The following is a 19304-nucleotide window of genomic DNA, read 5'->3' as shown; positions in this document are numbered from 1 at the left end:
AAAGAGTCGCCATGCAGGGAGGACTCGAGGATACCATCTGTGCCATTGCAACTCCCGCAGGAGAAGGCGGCATAGGGATCGTTCGCCTCAGTGGTCCTCAAGCCCTCCACGTAGCCTCTCGAATTGTTCAATTACGTTCCGGTCATCCCCTCTCATCGGTTTCCTCTCATGCGCTTCATCTTGCCGATCTTGTGATCCCTGCAACGGTCGAACGGAAAGACCTCAGACTCGGTCAGGTACGGACGACCGCAATAAACCTCCTCGACGAAGCACTCGTAGTCTATATGAAGGCTCCGCGGTCCTTTACCGCAGAAGATGTCGTAGAAATCCAGTCTCATGGCGGCGCATTGGTACTCGGGCTGGTCTGCAAGGTCTGCGTAGAGTCCGGTGCAAGGATGGCGGAGCCTGGCGAATTTACGAAGCGAGCCTTTCTCAACGGACGATTAGACCTCTCACAAGCAGAAGCGGTGCTCGACACCATCAGGGCGACATCGACGGCCGGTCTGAACATCGCTCAGCGCCATCTGCGAGGCGATCTTGCGCGTGAAGTGGAACAGACTCGAGCCTCTCTCTTGACGGTATTGGCCCATGTAGAGGCAGGAATCGATTTTGTGGGCGAAGACATTTCATTTCTTCAGCGTGAGGAACTCGTGCACATTGTCAGCGAGGCCTGTGCCGTCGCTCAGAAGCTGGAATCGACGGCACAGGAAGGGCGGATCTTGCGGGAAGGAGCCTATGTCGTTATCCTTGGGCGCCCCAATGTCGGCAAGTCCAGTCTCTTAAACCGTCTGTTAAAGGAAGAGCGGGCGATTGTCACCGCCATCGCTGGTACAACGAGGGACGTGATTGAGGAGTCCATCGATCTTGATGGAGTGATGATTCGTTTGGTTGATACGGCCGGCATGCGGGATACGGATGATGTCGTTGAACGGGAAGGTATAAAACGTACACGGATTGCACAGGATGAGGCGGATCTTTTGTTGGTCGTGCTGGATGGAACGGTACCCCTCACGAGCGATGACCGAGAGCTATTGCATCTCGTCAGAGATCGTAAACATATCGTGGTGCTGAACAAGTCGGACCTAACCGATACCTTGGAAATAGACGCAGCATTCGCAGACCATGTGGCATACCGTATATCGGCAAAAACTGGCTCGGGGATTGAGACGGTGAAGTCAGCCCTTCGTACTCAGCTCATATCCGGGGGCTTTGAATCGGCGGAAACCGCCACGGTCACGAACGTCCGACATCGTGACGCATTACGCCGGGCGGTTGAATCCTTAGGCCAGGCTCTTGAGTCCGTGCAATGTGGGATGCCCGGGGAGCTGGTCTCGATCGATGTGCGTACCGCAGCCGACGCACTTGGGGAAATTACCGGCGCCATTACAACCGACGAAATTCTGGGTCAGATTTTTTCAAAGTTTTGTATCGGCAAGTAGGAGTGAGGTGAACGTGGGACAGGTCGTTGACGTCATTGTAGTGGGGGGAGGCCATGCCGGCTGTGAAGCCGCTCTGGCTGCGGCGCGCATGGGTGCGCGAACCTTGCTGCTCACGATGGATCACGACCGCATTGCCCAAATGTCGTGCAACCCTGCGATCGGGGGAATTGCCAAAGGACATCTGGTCAAGGAAATCGATGCACTGGGCGGAGAGATGGCGCGGAACACCGATCAAGCGGGCATTCAATTCCGCTTCATCAATACGAGTAAAGGCCCGGCAGTGCGAGCCCTCCGCGTTCAATGCGACAAGAAACTCTATCGAAACGCCATGCAACGAACGCTCCGCCTGCAAGCGGGCCTGACGATCGGTGAAGGAACAGTCGATCGCTTGCTGACGCGTGCCGGTTCCATCACAGGTGTGGTGACAGGTCACGGCGATCACATTCTGGCAAAGGCCGTCATCTTGACTTCAGGCACATTCCTTAAGGGGCTTATCCATATCGGCTTGAATCATTTTCCGGCAGGACGAGCTGGGGAAGCATCCGCCGAGCACCTGTCTGATTGTATGCGCGACCTAGGGTTCGAACTAGGCCGGCTCAAAACCGGCACACCTCCTCGCTTGGACGGGGCGACTATCGACTTTTCCGTCATGGAGCCTCAGCCAGGGGATGATCCTCCGCCACCATTTTCGTATCGGACCGATCGGATAGACAATCGACAGCTACCCTGTCATTTGACCCACACCAATCGCGCCACGCATGAGTTAATCCAGCAGAATCTGGACAGGTCGCCGCTCTACAGCGGCATCATTGAATCGATAGGGCCGCGGTACTGTCCGTCGATCGAAGATAAAGTCGTACGCTTCGCGGATAAAGAACGGCATCAGATCTTTATCGAACCGGAAGGATTGGATACGCCTGAGTTTTATCCCAATGGGATCTCCACGAGCCTGCCGGTTGATGTGCAGGCTGCAATACTGAAGACAATTCCTGGGTTAGAGCATGCCACCATGCTCAAACCTGGCTATGCGATCGAGTACGACTACTTTCCTCCACGACAATTACACCCGACTCTGGAGACCAAAAATATCGCTGGCCTCTACCATGCGGGACAGATCAATGGGACATCCGGATATGAAGAAGCGGCCGCTCAAGGTCTGATGGCTGGAATCAACGCCGTCTTGAAAATTCAAGAGACATCTCCGCTTGTACTAGATCGGTCGCAGGCCTATATCGGTGTATTAATTGACGATCTCATTACAAAAGATGCTCGCGAGCCCTATCGCATGTTTACCTCACGGGCCGAATATCGTCTTTTGCTGCGCCATGGAAATGCGGATCTTCGGTTAACGGACATTGGGCGGCAGGTCGGATTGATTGGCGACGAAATCTATGCACGCTTTCAAGTAAAGCAGAAAGCCATCGAAGCTGAACTCATACGTCTCGAAGAGTTTCGACCCAGGCTCACAGAAGCAGTTCGTAAGCGCCTGACAATAGCCAAGATTGAAGAAATATCTGGGCCCTGCACCGCGGCTCAACTATTACGACGTCAGGGAACAGACTATAAAACTCTATTAGAAGCACTTGAGATTGAATCAGTCCAAGACTTTGAAACGTATGAAGAAATAGAGTTACAAATCAAGTACGCTGGTTATATCAAACGACAACTCCAGCAGATCGGACGATTCAAAAAGCTTGAATCAAAGCCCATTCCGATAGCATTTAGCTACGATGGAACGCCTGGTTTTTCACGAGAGGTCCGTGAAAAACTCAACAAAGTTCGGCCTGCTTCCATTGGCCAAGCCTCAAGAATTTCAGGTGTCACTCCAGCGGCAATTTCACTCCTCCTTGTAGCACTTGAAAAACACAGGGGCGAATCTAGCCAAAACAGCCTTCTGCACATCTCATCCTAGACGGCAAAACACAGAGCCACTACTATCCGCTTCGGAATGTCTTGACCTCAGCTGTTGATTCACGTAATTGTTCCACGTGGAACATGAACCAGAATTGCGCGAATTCACAATTAATTCCGTACGGGAACTTGGTCTGATTATCGGAGATAGCCATGCCAAACAGTTCATGAGTTATCTCGCTCATCTTATTACATGGAATAAAACTATTAATCTCACCGCAATTACCGATCACAAAGAAATCATTATCAAACACTTCGTTGACTCACTTGCTGCCCTTATCGCAACAAATTTTCCGCAAAATGGCGCTGTACTTGATGTGGGGTCCGGAGGAGGGTTTCCTGGCATTCCTCTTAAAATTCTAAGACCTGACTTACGACTGGTCTTAATTGATCCCGTTCAGAAAAAATGTTCCTTTCTTAACTCAATGATTGGCTTGTTAACGCTTCATGATGTATCGACGTTTAATGGCACCATAGAACAGTACGCTAAACGACCGCTCGATCATGTTATCGATATGATCGTCGTAAGAGCATTGAAATTTCAAGATATTAGAGAACACATCCCAAAATTACTAAGCTCAAATGGAAAAGTGGTCTTATATCGAGCAGAGCCCATCACGCATCAAGAATTAGATGGAAAGTTTCATCTTGTGAGTGAAACCGCCCTAGACCTTCCGCAGAAATCTGGGAAAAGAGTCATCTCAGTGATAGAGATAGCGCATTGATAATATAATCAATGTGATATGAAATGTTCCACGTGGAACATGATCGATGTGTACGAAATAATTATTGGCTCACCCTGATATATGGCAAAAATTGTAGCGATCGCAAATCAAAAGGGCGGTGTAGGGAAGACCACAACGGCCGTGAACCTTGCCGCTGGCGTCGCACTCCTCGGTAAGCGCGTCTTACTTGTGGATATGGACCCACAAGGAAACGCCACGAGCGGGCTAGGGGTTGACCCACGCTCCCTACAGACAACTGTCTACAACTGCCTGATTAATTATGTGAAGTTTCATGATGCTGTGCATGTCACAGAAGTGAACGGTTTGTCACTTTTGCCGGCAAATGCTGACTTGTCAGGGGCAGAAGTCGAGCTGGTGAACGTTGAAGAACGTGAAAAGATTCTTCGAAGTTATCTGCGAGACGTTGAGCCGCTATTCGACGTTATCTTTCTCGACTGCCCACCGACATTGGGGATCCTGACAGTGAATGCACTGGTCGCGGCACGTAGCATTTTAGTCCCTGTTCAATGTGAGTACTATGCCATGGAGGGGTTGAGCCGCTTGGTGGGTAACATCGAACGCGTTCGTCAGTCATTCAACCCTGACCTGAAGCTGGAGGGGATCGTCTTGACAATGTTTGATGCGAGGAATACGTTGGCTCGCCAAGTCGTTGAGCAAGTTCGTGAGCATTTCAAAGATGCCGTCTATAGCACCGTGATCCCTCGAAATGTGACACTCGCTGAGGCTCCGAGTTACGGACGTCCGGCCATGTTATATAACGTTGCATCAGCAGGAGCCCAAGCCTATCTGTCTTTAGCCAAGGAGTTTGTCAGTCATGGAGAAAAAAGCGCTGGGTAGGGGGCTCGATGCACTATTGCCCTCGGTCAAGGCTGCACCGATGCCTGAATCGGCAGAGGTTCAACGATTACGTGTCGATGCCATTGTGCCGAATCGATATCAGCCGAGACAAACGTTTGCACCTCATGAGCTGGCAGAACTCACGGAATCTTTGAAGCAAAATGGTTTGCTGCAACCAATTTTGGTGCGCCGCAAGGGCGACGGAATCTACGAACTCATCTCTGGTGAACGGCGGTGGCGCGCAACGAAAGACGCGGGACTAGAAACAATTCAAGCCGTCATTCGTAACTGTGGAGACGAAGAATCTATTGTCCTTGCTCTCGTAGAGAATCTCCAGCGAGCAGACCTCAATCCTATGGAAATGGCAAGAGCCTATCATCGGATGATGAACGAATTTGGACTGACTCAGGACATAATTGCCCAACAAGTCGGTTGCGAAAGATCCTCGATCGCGAATGTCGCACGTCTTATCAATCTTCCCTTAGAGATTCAGCAGCTGATTGAAACCAATCAGCTCTCCATGGGTCATGCCAAAGTGATTCTTGGTCTTCCTGGCCAGAGTGAACAGCTTCGGATCGCCCAACTCGTGGTCTCAGGGACCCTCTCAGTGAGAGAGACTGAAAAACTCGTAGAATCATCACCGGTTGCGAAAAAACGAGTGACAAAAGACTTACGCCGAACACCATGGTCTGATGTTGAAGAGCGTTTGCAAAAACGATTTGGGACCAAAGTCACGATTCAAAAAGGAAGACGTGGCGGAAAAATTCTCATTCACTACTTCTCTCCCCCTGAGCTCGACGGGATTCTTGAAACACTTCTGAATTAGCTCATCTGTTTTTCTCACTCGTAAACTCGCGAGAGCATGAGGCATATTTATTGCTCATGCTCAATGCGTGACTGAGCCCTTCCTTCATAACCTACTTACCATACTGCGTCATCGGTCACGACGAAGTAATGTGATGAACTCGAGGAGGCGTACTCATGTGGGGTCAGGAGAAACAGCCGGAGACGAGCGAGACCGAACCAGAGCGTGAAGAGACCAGCGATATAACCAATGGCCTGGCGGCCGAAAATACGGAGGGCATTATCGCCTTCGTCGGGAAAGGTGTCGAGTTTAAAGGCACCATCTCGTATAGCGGAACAGTCAGAATAGACGGATATCTCGATGGGGAAATTCACACTGAGGGCATACTCTTGGTCGGTGAGGATGCCGTCATCCAGGCAAAAATCACGGCTGGAACGGTCGTGTGCAAAGGGAAAATCACCGGAAATATTGTGGTGAAAGAACGCGTGAAGCTTCGCGCTCCGGCGGTGGTGAGTGGCAGCGTAAAGACGCCTGTCCTTTCAATGGAAGACGGCGTGTTATTCAATGGTGATCTCGAGATGGCTCACACCGTGCGTGAGCTTCCGCGGGAAGTCCCCTTGCGGCCGGTTGGAGTCATCGCGCAGCCAGATATCAAACGCGTCAACGGCTAGATTGTTTATTAATACGTAAGTACATTTTTGTATATGGACGCGACGAGATGTGCGCGTGAGGAAAGAGTCGGAGGAGACCAGGATGTGGGCGATGAAAGAGCGAAAGCAGCAGTCGGAATCAGATAGCGAGAATTTCACACTCCTGGGTAAAGGAGTGGACTTTAAGGGGATCGTCAGTTTTGATGGCACCGTACGGGTAGATGGTCGCGTCGAAGGGGAAATCCATACAACCGGGACCTTAATCGTCGGAGAGCATGCCGTGATCAAGGGCATCATATCAGTCGGCGTGCTCATGAATAGCGGCAAGATCAATGGAGTCATCACGGCCACTGAGAAAATCGAGATTCTAAAGCCCGGCACGCTCATCGGTGATATTCGAACCCCCGTCATTGCGATTCAAGAAGGCTCCCATTTCCATGGCATGTGCGATATGGGCGCTCATCATTGGAATGAAGAACGTGCCGTTTCAGTCAGAACGCCTCACGGTCCTGCCACAGCCTCTGCACATTAGTAGCGTTCCCTCCCTCTAGCCCTTTCGCTCTCTACTTCAGTACAATAGCCGCATTATGACTCGCCCTACAGTTCTCCTTGGCATGAGCGGTGGAGTGGACAGCTCCGTGGCGGCAGCGCTTCTGGTTCGCCAGGGCTACGATGTCCATGGCGTTACACTCCAGGTCTGGGAACATGAAGATGACACCGTCGCGGCTTCCAAGAAATGGGAAGAGCGTGGATGCTGTAAGATCGGCATTGCCCGATACGTCGCGCAGACATTGAAAATTCCACATGAAGTGGTCGACACCAAGCAAGCCTTTCGCACTGGGGTGATCGACGACTTTCTGGCAGGCTATCTCGACGGTACCACCCCAAATCCCTGTGTCCGTTGCAATGAGCGAGTCAAACTGAGGGGACTCATCGAACTTGCCGACGCACGCGGGATCAACTATGTCGCCACCGGCCACTATGTCCGCATTGGCGAGTCCGAAGGACTACCAACACTTCAGCGAGCGGCCGACCTCAAAAAAGATCAAAGCTATTTCCTCTATCGACTACGCCAATCATGGCTCTCACGCCTTCTTTTTCCCGTAGGAGCCATGCAAAAATCTGAGGTCTGGCAGGAGGCAGAGGCCCTGGGCCTTCCTGCGGATGAATTGAAAGAAAGTCAGGAAATCTGCTTTGTCAGTCACGGCGATTATCGAACCTTCATTGAGAAGGAAGCCCCGAAGGCGAAGAAGTCAGGATCATTCGTCGATGACACAGGTCAGTACTTAGGAGATCACGAAGGGATCGCGTTCTATACCCCAGGCCAACGACGAGGCCTCGGGATCGCGACCGGCCGCAGACTCTATGTCCAACAAGTACAGCCTGCCACGAATACAGTCGTCCTTGGGACGGAAGAGTCTTTGCGTCGCAGCCAATGTAATATCGGAGATTTGAACCTCTTCGATCCGTCATTACTCACAGGCACCACAGAGGTAGAGGTGAAGGTGCGGTATGCCACTCCTGCCGGAACCGCAACCGTCCAGTCACTATCGGAAGGCACCATTCAAATAGATTTCCATGAGCCCCAGCGGGCATTGAGCCCGGGGCAGTCTGCCGTGTTCTATCGAAACGATCGAGTCCTCGGCGGCGGAATCATCCAATCGGTCTAGTCTCATCCCCCATACCCTCGTATTGACAGCCCTCATCCGCCAATGCTAACTTGGCGCGCCTCTTTTCGTGCAGACGCACGAAGGCTTTCCTTTTGTCAAAAAGAAGAACGAACGGATCAGCATAGTGATCAAGACAGCAGTTGCCCGACGTTATGCACAGGCACTCTTCGAGCTCCTAGACGCATCCACCATTGAGTCCACCCGCGCAGCCTTAACGGGATTAGGTGAGGCGATCAAAGACTCCGTCTCGCTGCGCCATGTCGTGGCCTCGCCAACGTTTGGTGCCGAAGAAAAAATCGCCGTCCTCGCAGAGCTCGGCGCACGCCTCGGATGCCCTCCAGTCGGAAAAACATTTCTCGCACAGCTCGTAAAAAAGAATCGTGTCGGCTTTCTTCCGGAAATCGCTGAGGCCTTTGCGAAACTAGCTGATGCGTCAAAAGGCACCCAACAAATTACCGTGTCTTCGACGGCGGCGTTGCCCCCAGCCGAACAAGATCGAATCAGCACTCGCCTGCGCGAGATGCTCAAACGTCAGGTTGACGTGACCTTTCACACGGATGCCCGCCATCTCGCCGGCGTTCAGATTCAACTCGGCAGCACGGTGGTCGATAGCACCGTCCGTGGGCGGTTACAAGCGATGCAGAGTTTGTTGACTAAGGAGTAGCCATGCAGATCAAGGCAGAAGAAATCAGTTCGATCATCAAAGAAAAAATCAAAGGCTTCGACAAACAGGTCGACGTCAAAGAAACCGGCTCAGTCATCCAAGTCGGAGACGGAATCGCCAAGGTCTACGGTCTCGACGGTGCGATGGCCGGAGAAATGCTCGAATTCCCAGGCGGCCTCTACGGCATTGCGCTCAACCTTGAAGAGGATAACGTCGGCGCCGTGCTGATGGGCGATGATGTCGGCGTGAAGGAAGGCGATCCGGTCAAGCGGACTGGACGTATTGCCGAGGTTCCAGTCGGTGAAGCCTTGATCGGTCGTGTGGTCAACGCGATTGGCCAGCCTATCGACGGAAAAGGTCCAATCAACTCGACGCTGTCGTCCCGTATCGAAGTGGTCGCCCCCGGCGTGAATACACGTCAGTCCGTGCGCGAGCCCTTGCAGACCGGCATCAAGGCCATCGACGCCATGATCCCCATCGGCCGTGGGCAGCGTGAATTGATCATCGGCGACCGGCAAACCGGCAAAACCGCCATTGCCGTCGATACGATCATCAATCAAAAGGGCCTCAACGTATTTTGTATCTATGTCGCCATCGGACAGAAGCGCTCCACCGTGGCACGCGTCGTCAAGACGCTCGAAGAAAACCACGCAATGGAATACACCATCGTCGTGGCAGCCACCGCGAGCGACGCAGCACCGATGCAGTACCTGGCGCCGTTCTCGGGAGCAGCCATCGGAGAATATTTCCGAGATAACGGTAAGCATGCTTTGATCGTCTACGACGACCTCTCTAAACATGCTGTCGCCTATCGTCAGTTATCCCTGTTGCTCCGTCGGCCGCCAGGACGCGAAGCCTATCCTGGCGACGTGTTCTATCTCCACTCCCGACTCTTGGAGCGCGCAGCCAAGCTCAGCGATAAACTCGGAGGGGGCAGCCTCACGGCCTTGCCCATTATTGAAACACAAGCCGGTGACGTGTCCGCGTACATTCCAACCAACGTCATCTCGATCACCGACGGCCAGATCTATCTTGGAAGCGATCTGTTCTATTCCGGTATTCGTCCGGCCATTAACGTCGGTCTGTCGGTCTCCCGCGTCGGAGGTTCGGCCCAAATCAAGACCATGAAGCAGGTGGCCGGTACCCTTCGGCTCGACCTGGCTCAGTACCGAGAAATGGCCGCCTTCTCTCAGTTCGGCAGCGAACTCGACAAAGCGACCCAGATGCAGCTCGCGCGCGGTGTGCGTATGGTCGAATTGCTGAAGCAGGGACAATACAAGCCCATGCCCGTTGCCGACCAGGTGCTCTCCATCTATGCCGGCGTCAACGGATATTTGGACGATGTCGCGGTCGACAAGGTCCAGCAATTCGAAGCTGACCTCCTGCACTATGTGCAGCAGAATCATGCGGAGCTGAAAAAGGAAATTGCGAGCATCGGGAAAATCGACGATAAAGTTGGCGCCAGACTGAAAGAGATTATCTCGACCTTTAAACAGAAGATGGGATACGGCGCTAAGTAGTTGCTGGCAGATAGAGAAGAGATCTAGACCATGCCGAGTTTACAGAGTCTGCGCCGTAAAATTGCGGCGTTTAAGAATACGCAGAAGATTACCAAGGCCATGAAGATGGTGGCCGCGGCGAAGCTGAAACGTTCACAGGATCGCATCTTGGCGGCGCGGCCCTATGCGCTGAAGATGAGGGCCGTGGTCAGCAACTTAAGCCAGCGCGTGAATCGATCCTCCCATCCCCTGCTGCAAAAACGTGAAGGCAAGAAGGTCGAAGTACTGGTCATCACGAGTGACCGCGGATTGTGCGGCGGTTTCAACGGCAATATTGCGAGAAAAACTTCCGAGTTCGTACGGGAATGTGAAACCCGTGGGTTGCAAGTGAATTTAAGCATCGTCGGACGTAAGGGCCGCGACTATTTCCGGCGTCGCACCTGGCCCATCCGGCAGGAATGGACCGGCATCTTCGATAAGCTCACGTTCGAACATGCCATCGACATCGGCGGCGACCTCACCGACCACTTCGTCAAGGGCACGTTCGACGAACTCTACATCGTCTACAACGAATTTAAATCGGCCATTCAACAGCGCGTGATAGTGGAAAAATTATTCCCGGTCGATACCGCAGCCGAGTTTGGGACAGCACAAGCGGAAGGCACGACCGGCGGCAGCTATTTCTATGAGCCCGATGAATCCGAGCTGTTGAACGTCTTTATTCCGAAACATTTCCAGATACAAACGTTTCGTATCCTCTTGGAATCTGCCGCGGCGGAGCATGGCGCCCGTATGGCGGCGATGGACGGTGCGACTCGGAACGCAGGCCAGTTGATCAAGAAAGTGACCTTGCATTACAACAAGACTCGTCAGACCGCCATTACCAAAGAATTGATGGATATCGTCGGCGGTGCCGAAGCGCTGAAATAGTCCGCCACGTTGAAGAAGGAGTGAGCCGTGAGCATTGGAAAAGTCATTCAGGTCATCGGACCAGTCGTGGACGTGGAGTTTCCTCCCGGACAACTGCCGAACATTTACAACGCGCTGAAAGTCATTCAGGAAGAGAATAAGGCCGCTGGTACGCCAGCCGTCCGCATCACGCTGGAAGTCGCGCTGCATCTCGGTGAAAACCGCGTGCGCGGGATCGCGATGTCCACGACCGACGGTCTGACGCGCGGGATGGATGTCCATGACACTGGCGCACCGATTTCTGTGCCGGTCGGCCGCGAAACATTGGGACGATTGATCAACGTATTGGGCGAACCAGTCGACGAAATGGGTCCGATCAAGACGACCAAGACCTATCCGATCCACCGGCCTGCGCCGCGTCTCGAAGATCAAGACACCAAGACCGAAGTCCTCGAAACCGGGATCAAAGTCATCGATCTGCTGGAGCCCTACAGCAAGGGCGGCAAGGTCGGTCTCTTCGGCGGCGCCGGAGTCGGCAAGACCGTCATCATCATGGAGCTCATCAACAACATCGCCTTGCACCATGGTGGATTCTCGGTGTTCGCCGGCGTCGGTGAACGGACCCGTGAAGGAAACGACCTCTGGCACGAAATGCAGGAGTCAAAAGTCATCGACCCCACGGACTTTTCCAAGTCAAAAGTCTCGTTGGTCTATGGACAGATGAACGAGCCACCGGGAGCCCGCTTGCGCGTCGCTCTGACCGGACTCTCCGTCGCAGAATATTTCCGCGATGAAGAGAACCAGGACGTATTGCTCTTCGTGGACAATATCTTCCGGTTTACCCAAGCCGGTTCGGAAGTCTCCGCCTTGCTCGGACGTATGCCATCCGCCGTCGGTTATCAGCCAACCCTCTCGACCGAGATGGGACAACTACAAGAACGCATCACCTCGACCAAGCGTGGTTCGATTACATCCGTGCAAGCCATCTACGTGCCGGCAGACGATCTGACCGACCCGGCACCGGCCACGGCTTTCGCCCACTTGGACGCTACCACCGTGTTGTCACGGCAATTGGCTGAGCTGGGTATCTACCCAGCCGTCGATCCGCTCGACTCCACCTCGCGTATTCTCGATCCGCAAGTCATCGGCGACGATCACTATAAAGTCGCACGAGGAGTCCAGTCCGTGTTGCAGCGGTACAAAGACCTTCAAGACATTATTGCCATTCTCGGTATGGACGAATTATCGGAAGACGACAAAATGGCGGTGGCCAGGGCGCGGAAGATTCAGCGCTTCTTGTCCCAGCCATTCCACGTCGCTGAAGCCTTTACCGGTTCACCAGGCAAGTATGTGAAGCTCAAAGATACCGTGCGAAGCTTTAAGGAAATTCTCGCCGGCAAATACGACCACCTCCCGGAGCAGGCCTTCTACATGGTCGGCCCGATCGAGGAAGTGATCGCAAAGGCAGAGAAAATGGGAGTGAAGGTATAAGCGGACGGGCGCTCTTGTGCTCGCAGACCGCGCACGATGAAACAAGTGCTCGGTCGATGCGCGCACGTCAGAGCATCCCGCCCACTGACACCTTTTGATACGCGCGTAGGAGAGATATGGCAGGGAAGATTCTATTAGAAGTGGTGACGCCGGAGAAGTTGCTCTTGAGCCAACAGGTGGATGAGGTCATCGCACCAGGTTCAGAGGGCGAATTCGGCGTATTGCCGGGACATTGTCATTTTCTTTCGACCTTACGCATCGGTGAGCTTCGCTATCGTGTCGGAGACCAGACCACACATATGGCGATTCTATGGGGTTATGCAGAAGTCACACCGACCAAAGTCACTATCATGGCCGAGATCGCCGAGAAGGCAGAAGACATTGACGTCGAGCGGGCTCAGGCGGCATTCGTGAAGGCCGAACAACGGCTCAAGGCTGGCGGTCTGCCCTCTGAAGTGAAAGAAGCAGAAATCAGTCTCGAAAAAGCCAGACTCCGCAAAAAGATCGCCGACCGTGCCCGCAAGGTTCACGTATAACTCTCCGCTCCACATCGTTCAGACTCGCTCCTCTCCCACGCCTCTTGGAGCAACCAGTTCGGTAAACCTCCAGATTGCAATTTCGCCTCGCGCTACAGTAGCGTGGCCTGAACCTACTGGTGAGGTCGATTCGTCCAATGGTCACAGAATTTGTCGTAACGGCCGGTGAGCAACCCAAACGATTGGATGTCTTCCTGGTCAATCGTGAGCCGAATTTATCGCGATCAGCCCTGCAACGATTAATCGGTCAAGGGCGGGTGCGGATCAACGGTCAGGTCGTCAAACCAAGCCAAAAGATCAAGCCAGGCGACAACATCGCGTTCGACATTCCAAAAGCAGAACCTCTGGAACTCAAAGGTGAGGCCATCCCTCTGGAGATCCTCTACGAGGACGATGTGCTGTTGCTCCTGAATAAGCCATCCGGCCTCGTCGTTCATCCTGCGCCTGGGCATTGGGCAGGCACATTGGTGAATGCCCTCCTCCACCACTTTCAGACCTCCGGCGGCACAGTCTCAACGATCGGTGGGAAAGAGAGACCAGGTCTGGTCCATCGCCTGGACAAGGATACGTCTGGAGTAATGGTCATTGCCAAAACAGACCAGGCCCACCGCGCCCTTTCCGCTCAATTCAAACTACATACAATCACGCGGGTGTACGAGGCACTGATCACAGGCGTACCGAAAAAAGGGCATGGGTTGATCGAATTGGCCATCGGTCGGGATAAGAAGGAGCGGAAAAAATTCTCCGCCCACACCGCGAGACCCAAGGAGTCCGTGACGGAATACAAGGTCGATCACCGATTCGGCAAACTGGCCGCTCATGTGCTCTTGTACCCGCGCACAGGCAGGACGCACCAACTCCGTGTCCATCTCACCTCTCTAGGCCATCCCATTCTGGGAGATCAGACCTATGGGGGAAAGAAGGTCTGCGAGGTCGAAGGGATTGAGATCCCCCGGGTGATGCTGCATGCCAGGACCCTGGGATTCCGTCATCCCTCTACGGGAGAATTCCACGAATACACAAAGCCTTTTCCCACCGATATGGAGCAGGTGGTGCAGGCACTCGATGCCCTCACGCCTCCTCCGGGCGCCAAGAAATCTTGACAGGCCTCTCAACTTGGCGTAAGCAATGCCCCCGCGAAGGATGATGTCATGCAAACAGCCGATGTACTCGACGCAATAGGTGGATTAGTGGCTCAGTTGAAAGTATATGCCGCCAAGCTGCCGCCGATTGTGCATCTGTCGGCCGTGCCGACCGGTGTCAAACCTAAGTTTGAAGCCATTGAGGAATATGAGGAGATCGTCTCTCGCTTCCGTAACCAGAGCTCTGGTACTGCCTATAAAGGTTTGAACGATTTGTTTGTCGAATCGCTGGAGGCCTTCGAAGTGGGTCGATTACTCGGCTCCGTCCAACCGCTCTTGACTGTGCTCGACCATCTCGAGCGGATGCAACGAGATAAAGAAATCGAGATTGGGCGGATCGATGAAAAGCGAACCGGCGATTATCGCTCGGTGCTGAACAAGATTCTTCCAGGCAACAAGCCTGAGTTAGACGGCGCAGGGCGAGGAATGTAATTAAGCCGTGAAGCGTTCAGCCATCAGCTGTCCGCTTCTGCAGCGAAGGGCTGTCGGAGCGAATATCCTAAGGCTGAGAGCTGATCGCTGTATGCTGACAGCTATTAAATCAGTGGCCCATTTTGGGGCCAGCTGCATTGGCCCCCTGCGAAACAAGGGAGAAGCGAACGCTCGACCCGCAATGTGGACATTTGGCTCGAACAGTCGCCTCATCGAGGAGTTCATATTGATTTTCTGTAAGCCACATCAGTTGAGCACACTTGGGGCAGCTACGGACTTGCGTTGTCATGATGTTCCTCGTACACTCCGCGTGATTTTTAAAGCTCTCTCCGGGAGATAATCTAGTACAAGATGCCCCCAACCCTCAAGCCCGCCATCACCTTCGCCGAGAAGAAAGACCTCGACCCCGCCAAGCTCGTCCGCCTCTACCAGCAAGCGCCCTGGGCTAAAGGACGGACCCTTGCAGACGCGCGTGAGATGTTGCGCCACACCGATGTGGCCGTGACAGCCTGGGAAGGTGAGGTGCTCATCGGATTTGGACGGGTATTAACGGATTATATCTACCGGGCGACCATCTGGGATGTGATCGTCGATAAAGCCTACCAGGGTCAAGGCATCGGCACCGATATCGTCCAGCGTATCTTGAATCACCCCCGCCTCAAGAAAGTCGAACTCTTCTGGCTCTGCACCCGTAAACCTGAATTTTACGAAAAGCTTGGCTTTAGTTCGAAGGAGCAGACCGGGATGGTCTGGAGCCGATCACAGCAAGGCCAAGCGGAGTAACCCGATTCGCCGACGTGGAACCCCCGCAGGCAGGGTTCCGCATCACCACAATCATTCCAGCAGTCGGGCGCTAAAAAAAGAGCTTGGCACCAAAGAGAAAGCCGAACGAAGACGCGTTCCAGTCGTTATTACGATTCCCGTTCACCGTCGCATGTCCGTCGTTCCGCTTATAGGCCATTTCGGTGTTCAGTGCGAACTGTTTAGTCAGCATGTAGTCGGCGCCCCAGCCAAGCCGCCAGGCGAAGGTGTTGCTCGGGGAAATACGAGTCGAGCTGTTTTCACCGAAACTATTCACATTCACCCCGAAACTCATGTTGGCATAGGGACTGATCGGCCCAAATCGCACCGGTCGAACTTCGACGGTCGGGAGTACCGACACAGTGTCTTGATGTCCCAAGTCCCTAAAAGGCCGCTCTTGATCCACGCCATGGCGTTCCCACTCTAGCATCATCCCAACCAATAGCCATTTATTGAGACTATACAACCCCTGGAAATTAACCAAGGAGCCCACGTCTGTTGAGCTATTAGCAGTTAACGATTGAGTCAAGGGCGCAAAGCCTGCCCGCATACCGAGCACAAATTTTCCTGGTTCTATGCCGCCCTGTTCCATCTTCCACTCTTCCGCCATCGCTTGGCTGCCAAAGACGAACACGCTTGTCAGCAGGACCCCCAGTAAACCCACACGAGCCGAATTGAGACCCATATTTATAAACCCTCCATGGTGTAATGATGTAAATAGGCAACGGTTACAGTCACGCGAAATGGTAATGCAAGATTGGCACCTCTATTCCCTTGAGAGTGAATGTTGCCTGAGAAGGCCGAACATAGTCTGATCAATATTGATCGGTTTCGCAGAACTAAGATGGGAACCACGACATTCTATTTTGAGATCACGTTAGTCCCTGCACTGGCTATTCGATCTTACGATTGTGGAGAAATGAATCATGAATGACACAGTCACTGTACGCTTGGCCCTACAGTGAGATGCCATAGCCGACTAATGTGCGTGAGCCTGGACTGCTCGCTTCATCCTCTTCGGAGAAAAAAGCACCGAGATGAAAAAAACAGTGGTGGCGAGGAGGACAATCGCAGGGCCTGACGGCACATCCCACGTGGCGGAGATCACCACCCCAGCGACGGCTGTAGTGACACCGATGACGATGGAATAGAGGGTGAGTGTCCTGAGGCTGGAGGTCAGTTGATAGGCCGTTGAGGCAGGAATCAGGATCATGGCAAAGACCAGAATGGCACCGACCGTTTTCAGCGAGACGACGACGGTCAGGGCGACCAGGGTGAGCAGAAGAAAAAATATCCGTCGCGCTGGAACGCCAGAGGCTTCGGCCATTTCTTGATCGAAGGCAATAAAATACAGCTCCTTCGAGAACAGCACGATGAGGCCGAGCACGAGAACACTCAACCCGCCGATGATGCGCAGCTCCTCGCTGGTGACCGAGAGTACGCTCCCGAAGAGATAGCCATACACTTCCGCATTGTAGGTTTTCATCAAGCCGATGAAGAGAATGGCTAAGGCCATTGTCGTTGTGTAGAGAATGCCGATCGAGACGTCCAGCTTCATCCGGCCTTTTTCTTCAACCCAGCCCGTGATCCAGACCGTGGCAAGACCAAAAAGAATCGCCAGCACCAGCGGCGGCCAGCCCATAAGATACCCCAGCGCCACACCGGCAAAAGCCGCATGCGCTGTCCCTGCCCCAACAAACGCGAGCCCTCGTAGAACGACGAACACGCCGACAACCGAGCAGAGCCCTCCTACCATCGCGGCGGCGAGCAGAGACCGTTGCATGAAGTCGTACGTGAAGAGCTCAATCATGATGCCGCCTGGTCAATGATGATGGTGATAGTCCTCGACGATGATGAGATCTTTGTCTGTAATCACCAGATCTTTTCCGTAAACCTGGCTGAGGATCTCCGGTTTCAACACATCGGCAGGAGGCCCTGCGGCATACAGGCGGGTTTTCAGGAGTACGAGCCGGTCTACTCGCGAGCGGATCATATTGATGTCATGAGTGATCAGCACAATCGTCAGCCTCAACTCATCGTGCAGATGTTCGATAAGTTCAATCACATTATGCTGAGCGGTCATGTCCAGCCCGGTCGTCGGTTCGTCGAGCAGAAGGACTTTGGGCTGTTGGGCTAACGCCCGCGCGATAAAGACCCGCTGCTGCTGACCGCCGGACAGATGGCCTAGAGCCGTATCTTTGTGCTTGTCCATCTCAACATGGGAGAGTGCCTCCATGGCAATCGCTCGATCTTTCGACCCTGGGCGCGTGAAGAGGCCCAAGGCTCCATATCGACCCATCATGACCGTTTCAAGAACCGTCACCGGAAAGTTGCGATCGACGACGCCCTTTTGCGGAAGGTAACCGATCTTAGCCCTGTGATGGCAACGCAAGGCATCACAGGCGCAATCGAAGATATGGAGATGGCCCTCAACGGGAGCCATGAGGCCTAAAATAGCGCGGCACAGTGTGGTTTTCCCGGATCCGTTCGGGCCGATGACGCCGACAAACTCGCCTGCATTGATAGAAAGCGAGATATCCTTGAGCGCGATGACGCCGGGAAATCCAAACGAGGCATGGTCAAACCGAATGATAGGCTCGAGGGAGTCTGACACGGAACCAGGCGCTCCTTCCGGCGCAAAAAGATGGCCCGTAGAGCCGTTACGGAGACTCTAGCGCGTTGGCCAATTGGAGCACATTATAGCGGAGCATGTCGAGGTAGGTCTCGGTCCCTGGCAGGCCTCCCGGTAGCGTGGTCAACACGATGACTTTGGTCTTCGTTTCTTTTGCCAATAGATCTGGGAGCTTTTGACTGAGCTGAATCTCCGACACGATGACTTTAATCCGGTCCTTCTTGATCTTGCCGATTAGAGTCTGAAGCTGAAGGGCTGAGGGTTCTGAGCCGGATTGCATTTGAATCGTGGCAGCAACGTCGAAGCCAAACCGCCTCGCGAAGTACGGCCAGGCTGGATGATGCGCAACAAATCGGCGATCGGCCAGGCCTGCGATCCGTTCACTCAAGTTCACTCGCAGTTGGTCCAGTTTCCGGAGATACGAGGCCTGATTGGATCGAAACTCCGTCGCATGCGCGGGATCTGCCTGAATAAGCGCTTCCGTAATATGACGCATCATCGTCATCGCATTCTCAGGATCCATCCATACATGAGGATTTCCCTGTTCGTCTTCTCCGCCAGCATGACTCGCTCCTTCGTGGCCCGATTCGTCGCGGAGCAATGCGATGCCTTTGGACGTGGTGACGACACGGAGCGAGGAACTGCCGGCATTCTTGACCAATGAGGAGACCCAGACTTCGAGGCCGATACCCACTTCAAACAGCACCCGAGCCTTCCGAACGGCGACAAGATCGCTCGGTTTAGGGGAATAGGTATGTTCGTTCTCATAGCCGCTCAGAAGGGATGTCACGCGGACATAGGGGCCACCGACTTGTTCGGCCAGGTCCTTCAAAACGGGAATGGTCACCACGATATTGAGAGGCTCAGTCGTCGGAACAGCAAGAACAAGAGGTGCCGTGAGCAGACCCTGACTGATGAGAATGGCCCAAAATAGGAGCAGACGCCGCAAATTCAACATGATGGGCGCGGACGGTAACATTGGGGTCCCTGGTTGTCAACGAAATGTCTGGAGAGCTATCCCACTCTACGGGAGCACATGGGCCAAGAATATGATGTGCTACCCCATTCAGCATATTTGGCAGGAAGCAGTCTGAGAAACGCCGACTATTCTCCTGGTGTTCCCTCCCTCTCAGGCCATAT

At 53.6% G+C, this 19304-nt stretch carries 20 protein-coding genes; 16 read left to right on the top strand and 4 right to left on the bottom strand.

The features are described from left to right. Positions 1–11: 11 nt before the first annotated feature. The 16 genes from mnmE to Q7U76_15205 all read left to right on the top strand — a co-directional run bounded on the left by mnmE (position 12) and on the right by Q7U76_15205 (position 15514). Positions 12–1439 carry a tRNA uridine-5-carboxymethylaminomethyl(34) synthesis GTPase MnmE gene (gene mnmE / locus Q7U76_15280; GenBank protein MDO8357747.1) on the top strand — a complete coding sequence of 476 codons (1428 nt, stop codon included), beginning with the start codon at positions 12–14 and terminating at the stop codon, positions 1437–1439. Positions 1440–1452: 13 nt separating this feature from the next. Further along, on the top strand, positions 1453–3351 hold the full coding sequence (mnmG, locus tag Q7U76_15275) for a tRNA uridine-5-carboxymethylaminomethyl(34) synthesis enzyme MnmG (GenBank protein ID MDO8357746.1): 1899 nt from the start codon (positions 1453–1455) through the stop codon (positions 3349–3351). 76 nt (positions 3352–3427) lie between these two features. Continuing rightward, complete coding sequence (gene rsmG / locus Q7U76_15270) at positions 3428–4075, top strand: 16S rRNA (guanine(527)-N(7))-methyltransferase RsmG (GenBank protein ID MDO8357745.1); 648 nt, start codon at positions 3428–3430, stop codon at positions 4073–4075. A gap of 81 nt (positions 4076–4156) precedes the next feature. Further along, positions 4157–4933 carry an AAA family ATPase gene (locus Q7U76_15265; GenBank protein ID MDO8357744.1) on the top strand — a complete coding sequence of 259 codons (777 nt, stop codon included), beginning with the start codon at positions 4157–4159 and terminating at the stop codon, positions 4931–4933. Further along, positions 4911–5759, top strand: a complete 849-nt coding sequence (locus Q7U76_15260) for a ParB/RepB/Spo0J family partition protein (GenBank protein ID MDO8357743.1) — start codon at positions 4911–4913, stop codon at positions 5757–5759. Before Q7U76_15265 ends, Q7U76_15260 begins: the two co-directional genes overlap by 23 nt. Positions 5760–5914: 155 nt before the next feature. Continuing rightward, positions 5915–6409 carry a polymer-forming cytoskeletal protein gene (locus Q7U76_15255; protein MDO8357742.1) on the top strand — a complete coding sequence of 165 codons (495 nt, stop codon included), beginning with the start codon at positions 5915–5917 and terminating at the stop codon, positions 6407–6409. A 91-nt stretch (positions 6410–6500) separates the two neighbouring features. Then, positions 6501–6920, top strand: coding sequence for a polymer-forming cytoskeletal protein (locus Q7U76_15250; GenBank protein MDO8357741.1), 420 nt, complete (start codon positions 6501–6503; stop codon positions 6918–6920). Between the two features lie 55 nt (positions 6921–6975). After that, a complete protein-coding gene (mnmA, locus tag Q7U76_15245) occupies positions 6976–8058 on the top strand; it encodes a tRNA 2-thiouridine(34) synthase MnmA (GenBank protein ID MDO8357740.1) in 1083 nt (360 codons plus the stop codon). Between the two features lie 67 nt (positions 8059–8125). Then, positions 8126–8722: an ATP synthase F1 subunit delta gene (atpH, locus tag Q7U76_15240; protein ID MDO8357739.1), complete on the top strand. Its 597-nt coding sequence runs from the start codon at positions 8126–8128 to the stop codon at positions 8720–8722. 2 nt (positions 8723–8724) lie between these two features. Further along, positions 8725–10242 carry a F0F1 ATP synthase subunit alpha gene (gene atpA / locus Q7U76_15235; GenBank protein ID MDO8357738.1) on the top strand — a complete coding sequence of 506 codons (1518 nt, stop codon included), beginning with the start codon at positions 8725–8727 and terminating at the stop codon, positions 10240–10242. 30 nt (positions 10243–10272) lie between these two features. Beyond that, positions 10273–11151, top strand: coding sequence for an ATP synthase F1 subunit gamma (gene atpG / locus Q7U76_15230; protein MDO8357737.1), 879 nt, complete (start codon positions 10273–10275; stop codon positions 11149–11151). Between the two features lie 27 nt (positions 11152–11178). Then, positions 11179–12621, top strand: a complete 1443-nt coding sequence (atpD, locus tag Q7U76_15225; protein MDO8357736.1) for a F0F1 ATP synthase subunit beta — start codon at positions 11179–11181, stop codon at positions 12619–12621. Positions 12622–12737: 116 nt separating this feature from the next. Next, positions 12738–13157: a F0F1 ATP synthase subunit epsilon gene (locus Q7U76_15220; GenBank protein ID MDO8357735.1), complete on the top strand. Its 420-nt coding sequence runs from the start codon at positions 12738–12740 to the stop codon at positions 13155–13157. A gap of 137 nt (positions 13158–13294) precedes the next feature. Beyond that, positions 13295–14260: an RluA family pseudouridine synthase gene (locus tag Q7U76_15215; protein MDO8357734.1), complete on the top strand. Its 966-nt coding sequence runs from the start codon at positions 13295–13297 to the stop codon at positions 14258–14260. A gap of 48 nt (positions 14261–14308) precedes the next feature. Then, a complete protein-coding gene (locus tag Q7U76_15210; protein MDO8357733.1) occupies positions 14309–14731 on the top strand; it encodes a hypothetical protein in 423 nt (140 codons plus the stop codon). Positions 14732–15082: 351 nt separating this feature from the next. After that, positions 15083–15514, top strand: a complete 432-nt coding sequence (locus Q7U76_15205) for a GNAT family N-acetyltransferase (GenBank protein ID MDO8357732.1) — start codon at positions 15083–15085, stop codon at positions 15512–15514. Positions 15515–15584: 70 nt separating this feature from the next. Here Q7U76_15205 and Q7U76_15200 read toward each other — a convergent pair whose 3' ends face one another. From Q7U76_15200 to Q7U76_15185, 4 genes are all read right to left on the bottom strand, one after another. Further along, entirely contained in the window at positions 15585–16217 is a 633-nt protein-coding gene (locus Q7U76_15200) for an outer membrane beta-barrel protein (GenBank protein ID MDO8357731.1), read from the bottom strand. A 294-nt stretch (positions 16218–16511) separates the two neighbouring features. Then, positions 16512–17342 (bottom strand): metal ABC transporter permease, encoded by an 831-nt coding sequence (locus Q7U76_15195; protein MDO8357730.1) that lies wholly within the window; start codon positions 17340–17342, stop codon positions 16512–16514. Positions 17343–17354: 12 nt separating this feature from the next. Continuing rightward, entirely contained in the window at positions 17355–18146 is a 792-nt protein-coding gene (locus Q7U76_15190; protein MDO8357729.1) for a metal ABC transporter ATP-binding protein, read from the bottom strand. 46 nt (positions 18147–18192) lie between these two features. Continuing rightward, positions 18193–19122 carry a metal ABC transporter substrate-binding protein gene (locus tag Q7U76_15185; GenBank protein ID MDO8357728.1) on the bottom strand — a complete coding sequence of 310 codons (930 nt, stop codon included), beginning with the start codon at positions 19120–19122 and terminating at the stop codon, positions 18193–18195. Positions 19123–19304 lie beyond the last annotated feature (182 nt).

The organism is Nitrospirota bacterium, from assembly GCA_030645475.1.
GTDB lineage: Bacteria > Nitrospirota > Nitrospiria > Nitrospirales > Nitrospiraceae > Palsa-1315.
The sequence above is the reverse complement of the archived record's forward strand: the minus strand, read 5'-3'. Positions and strand labels throughout refer to the sequence as shown.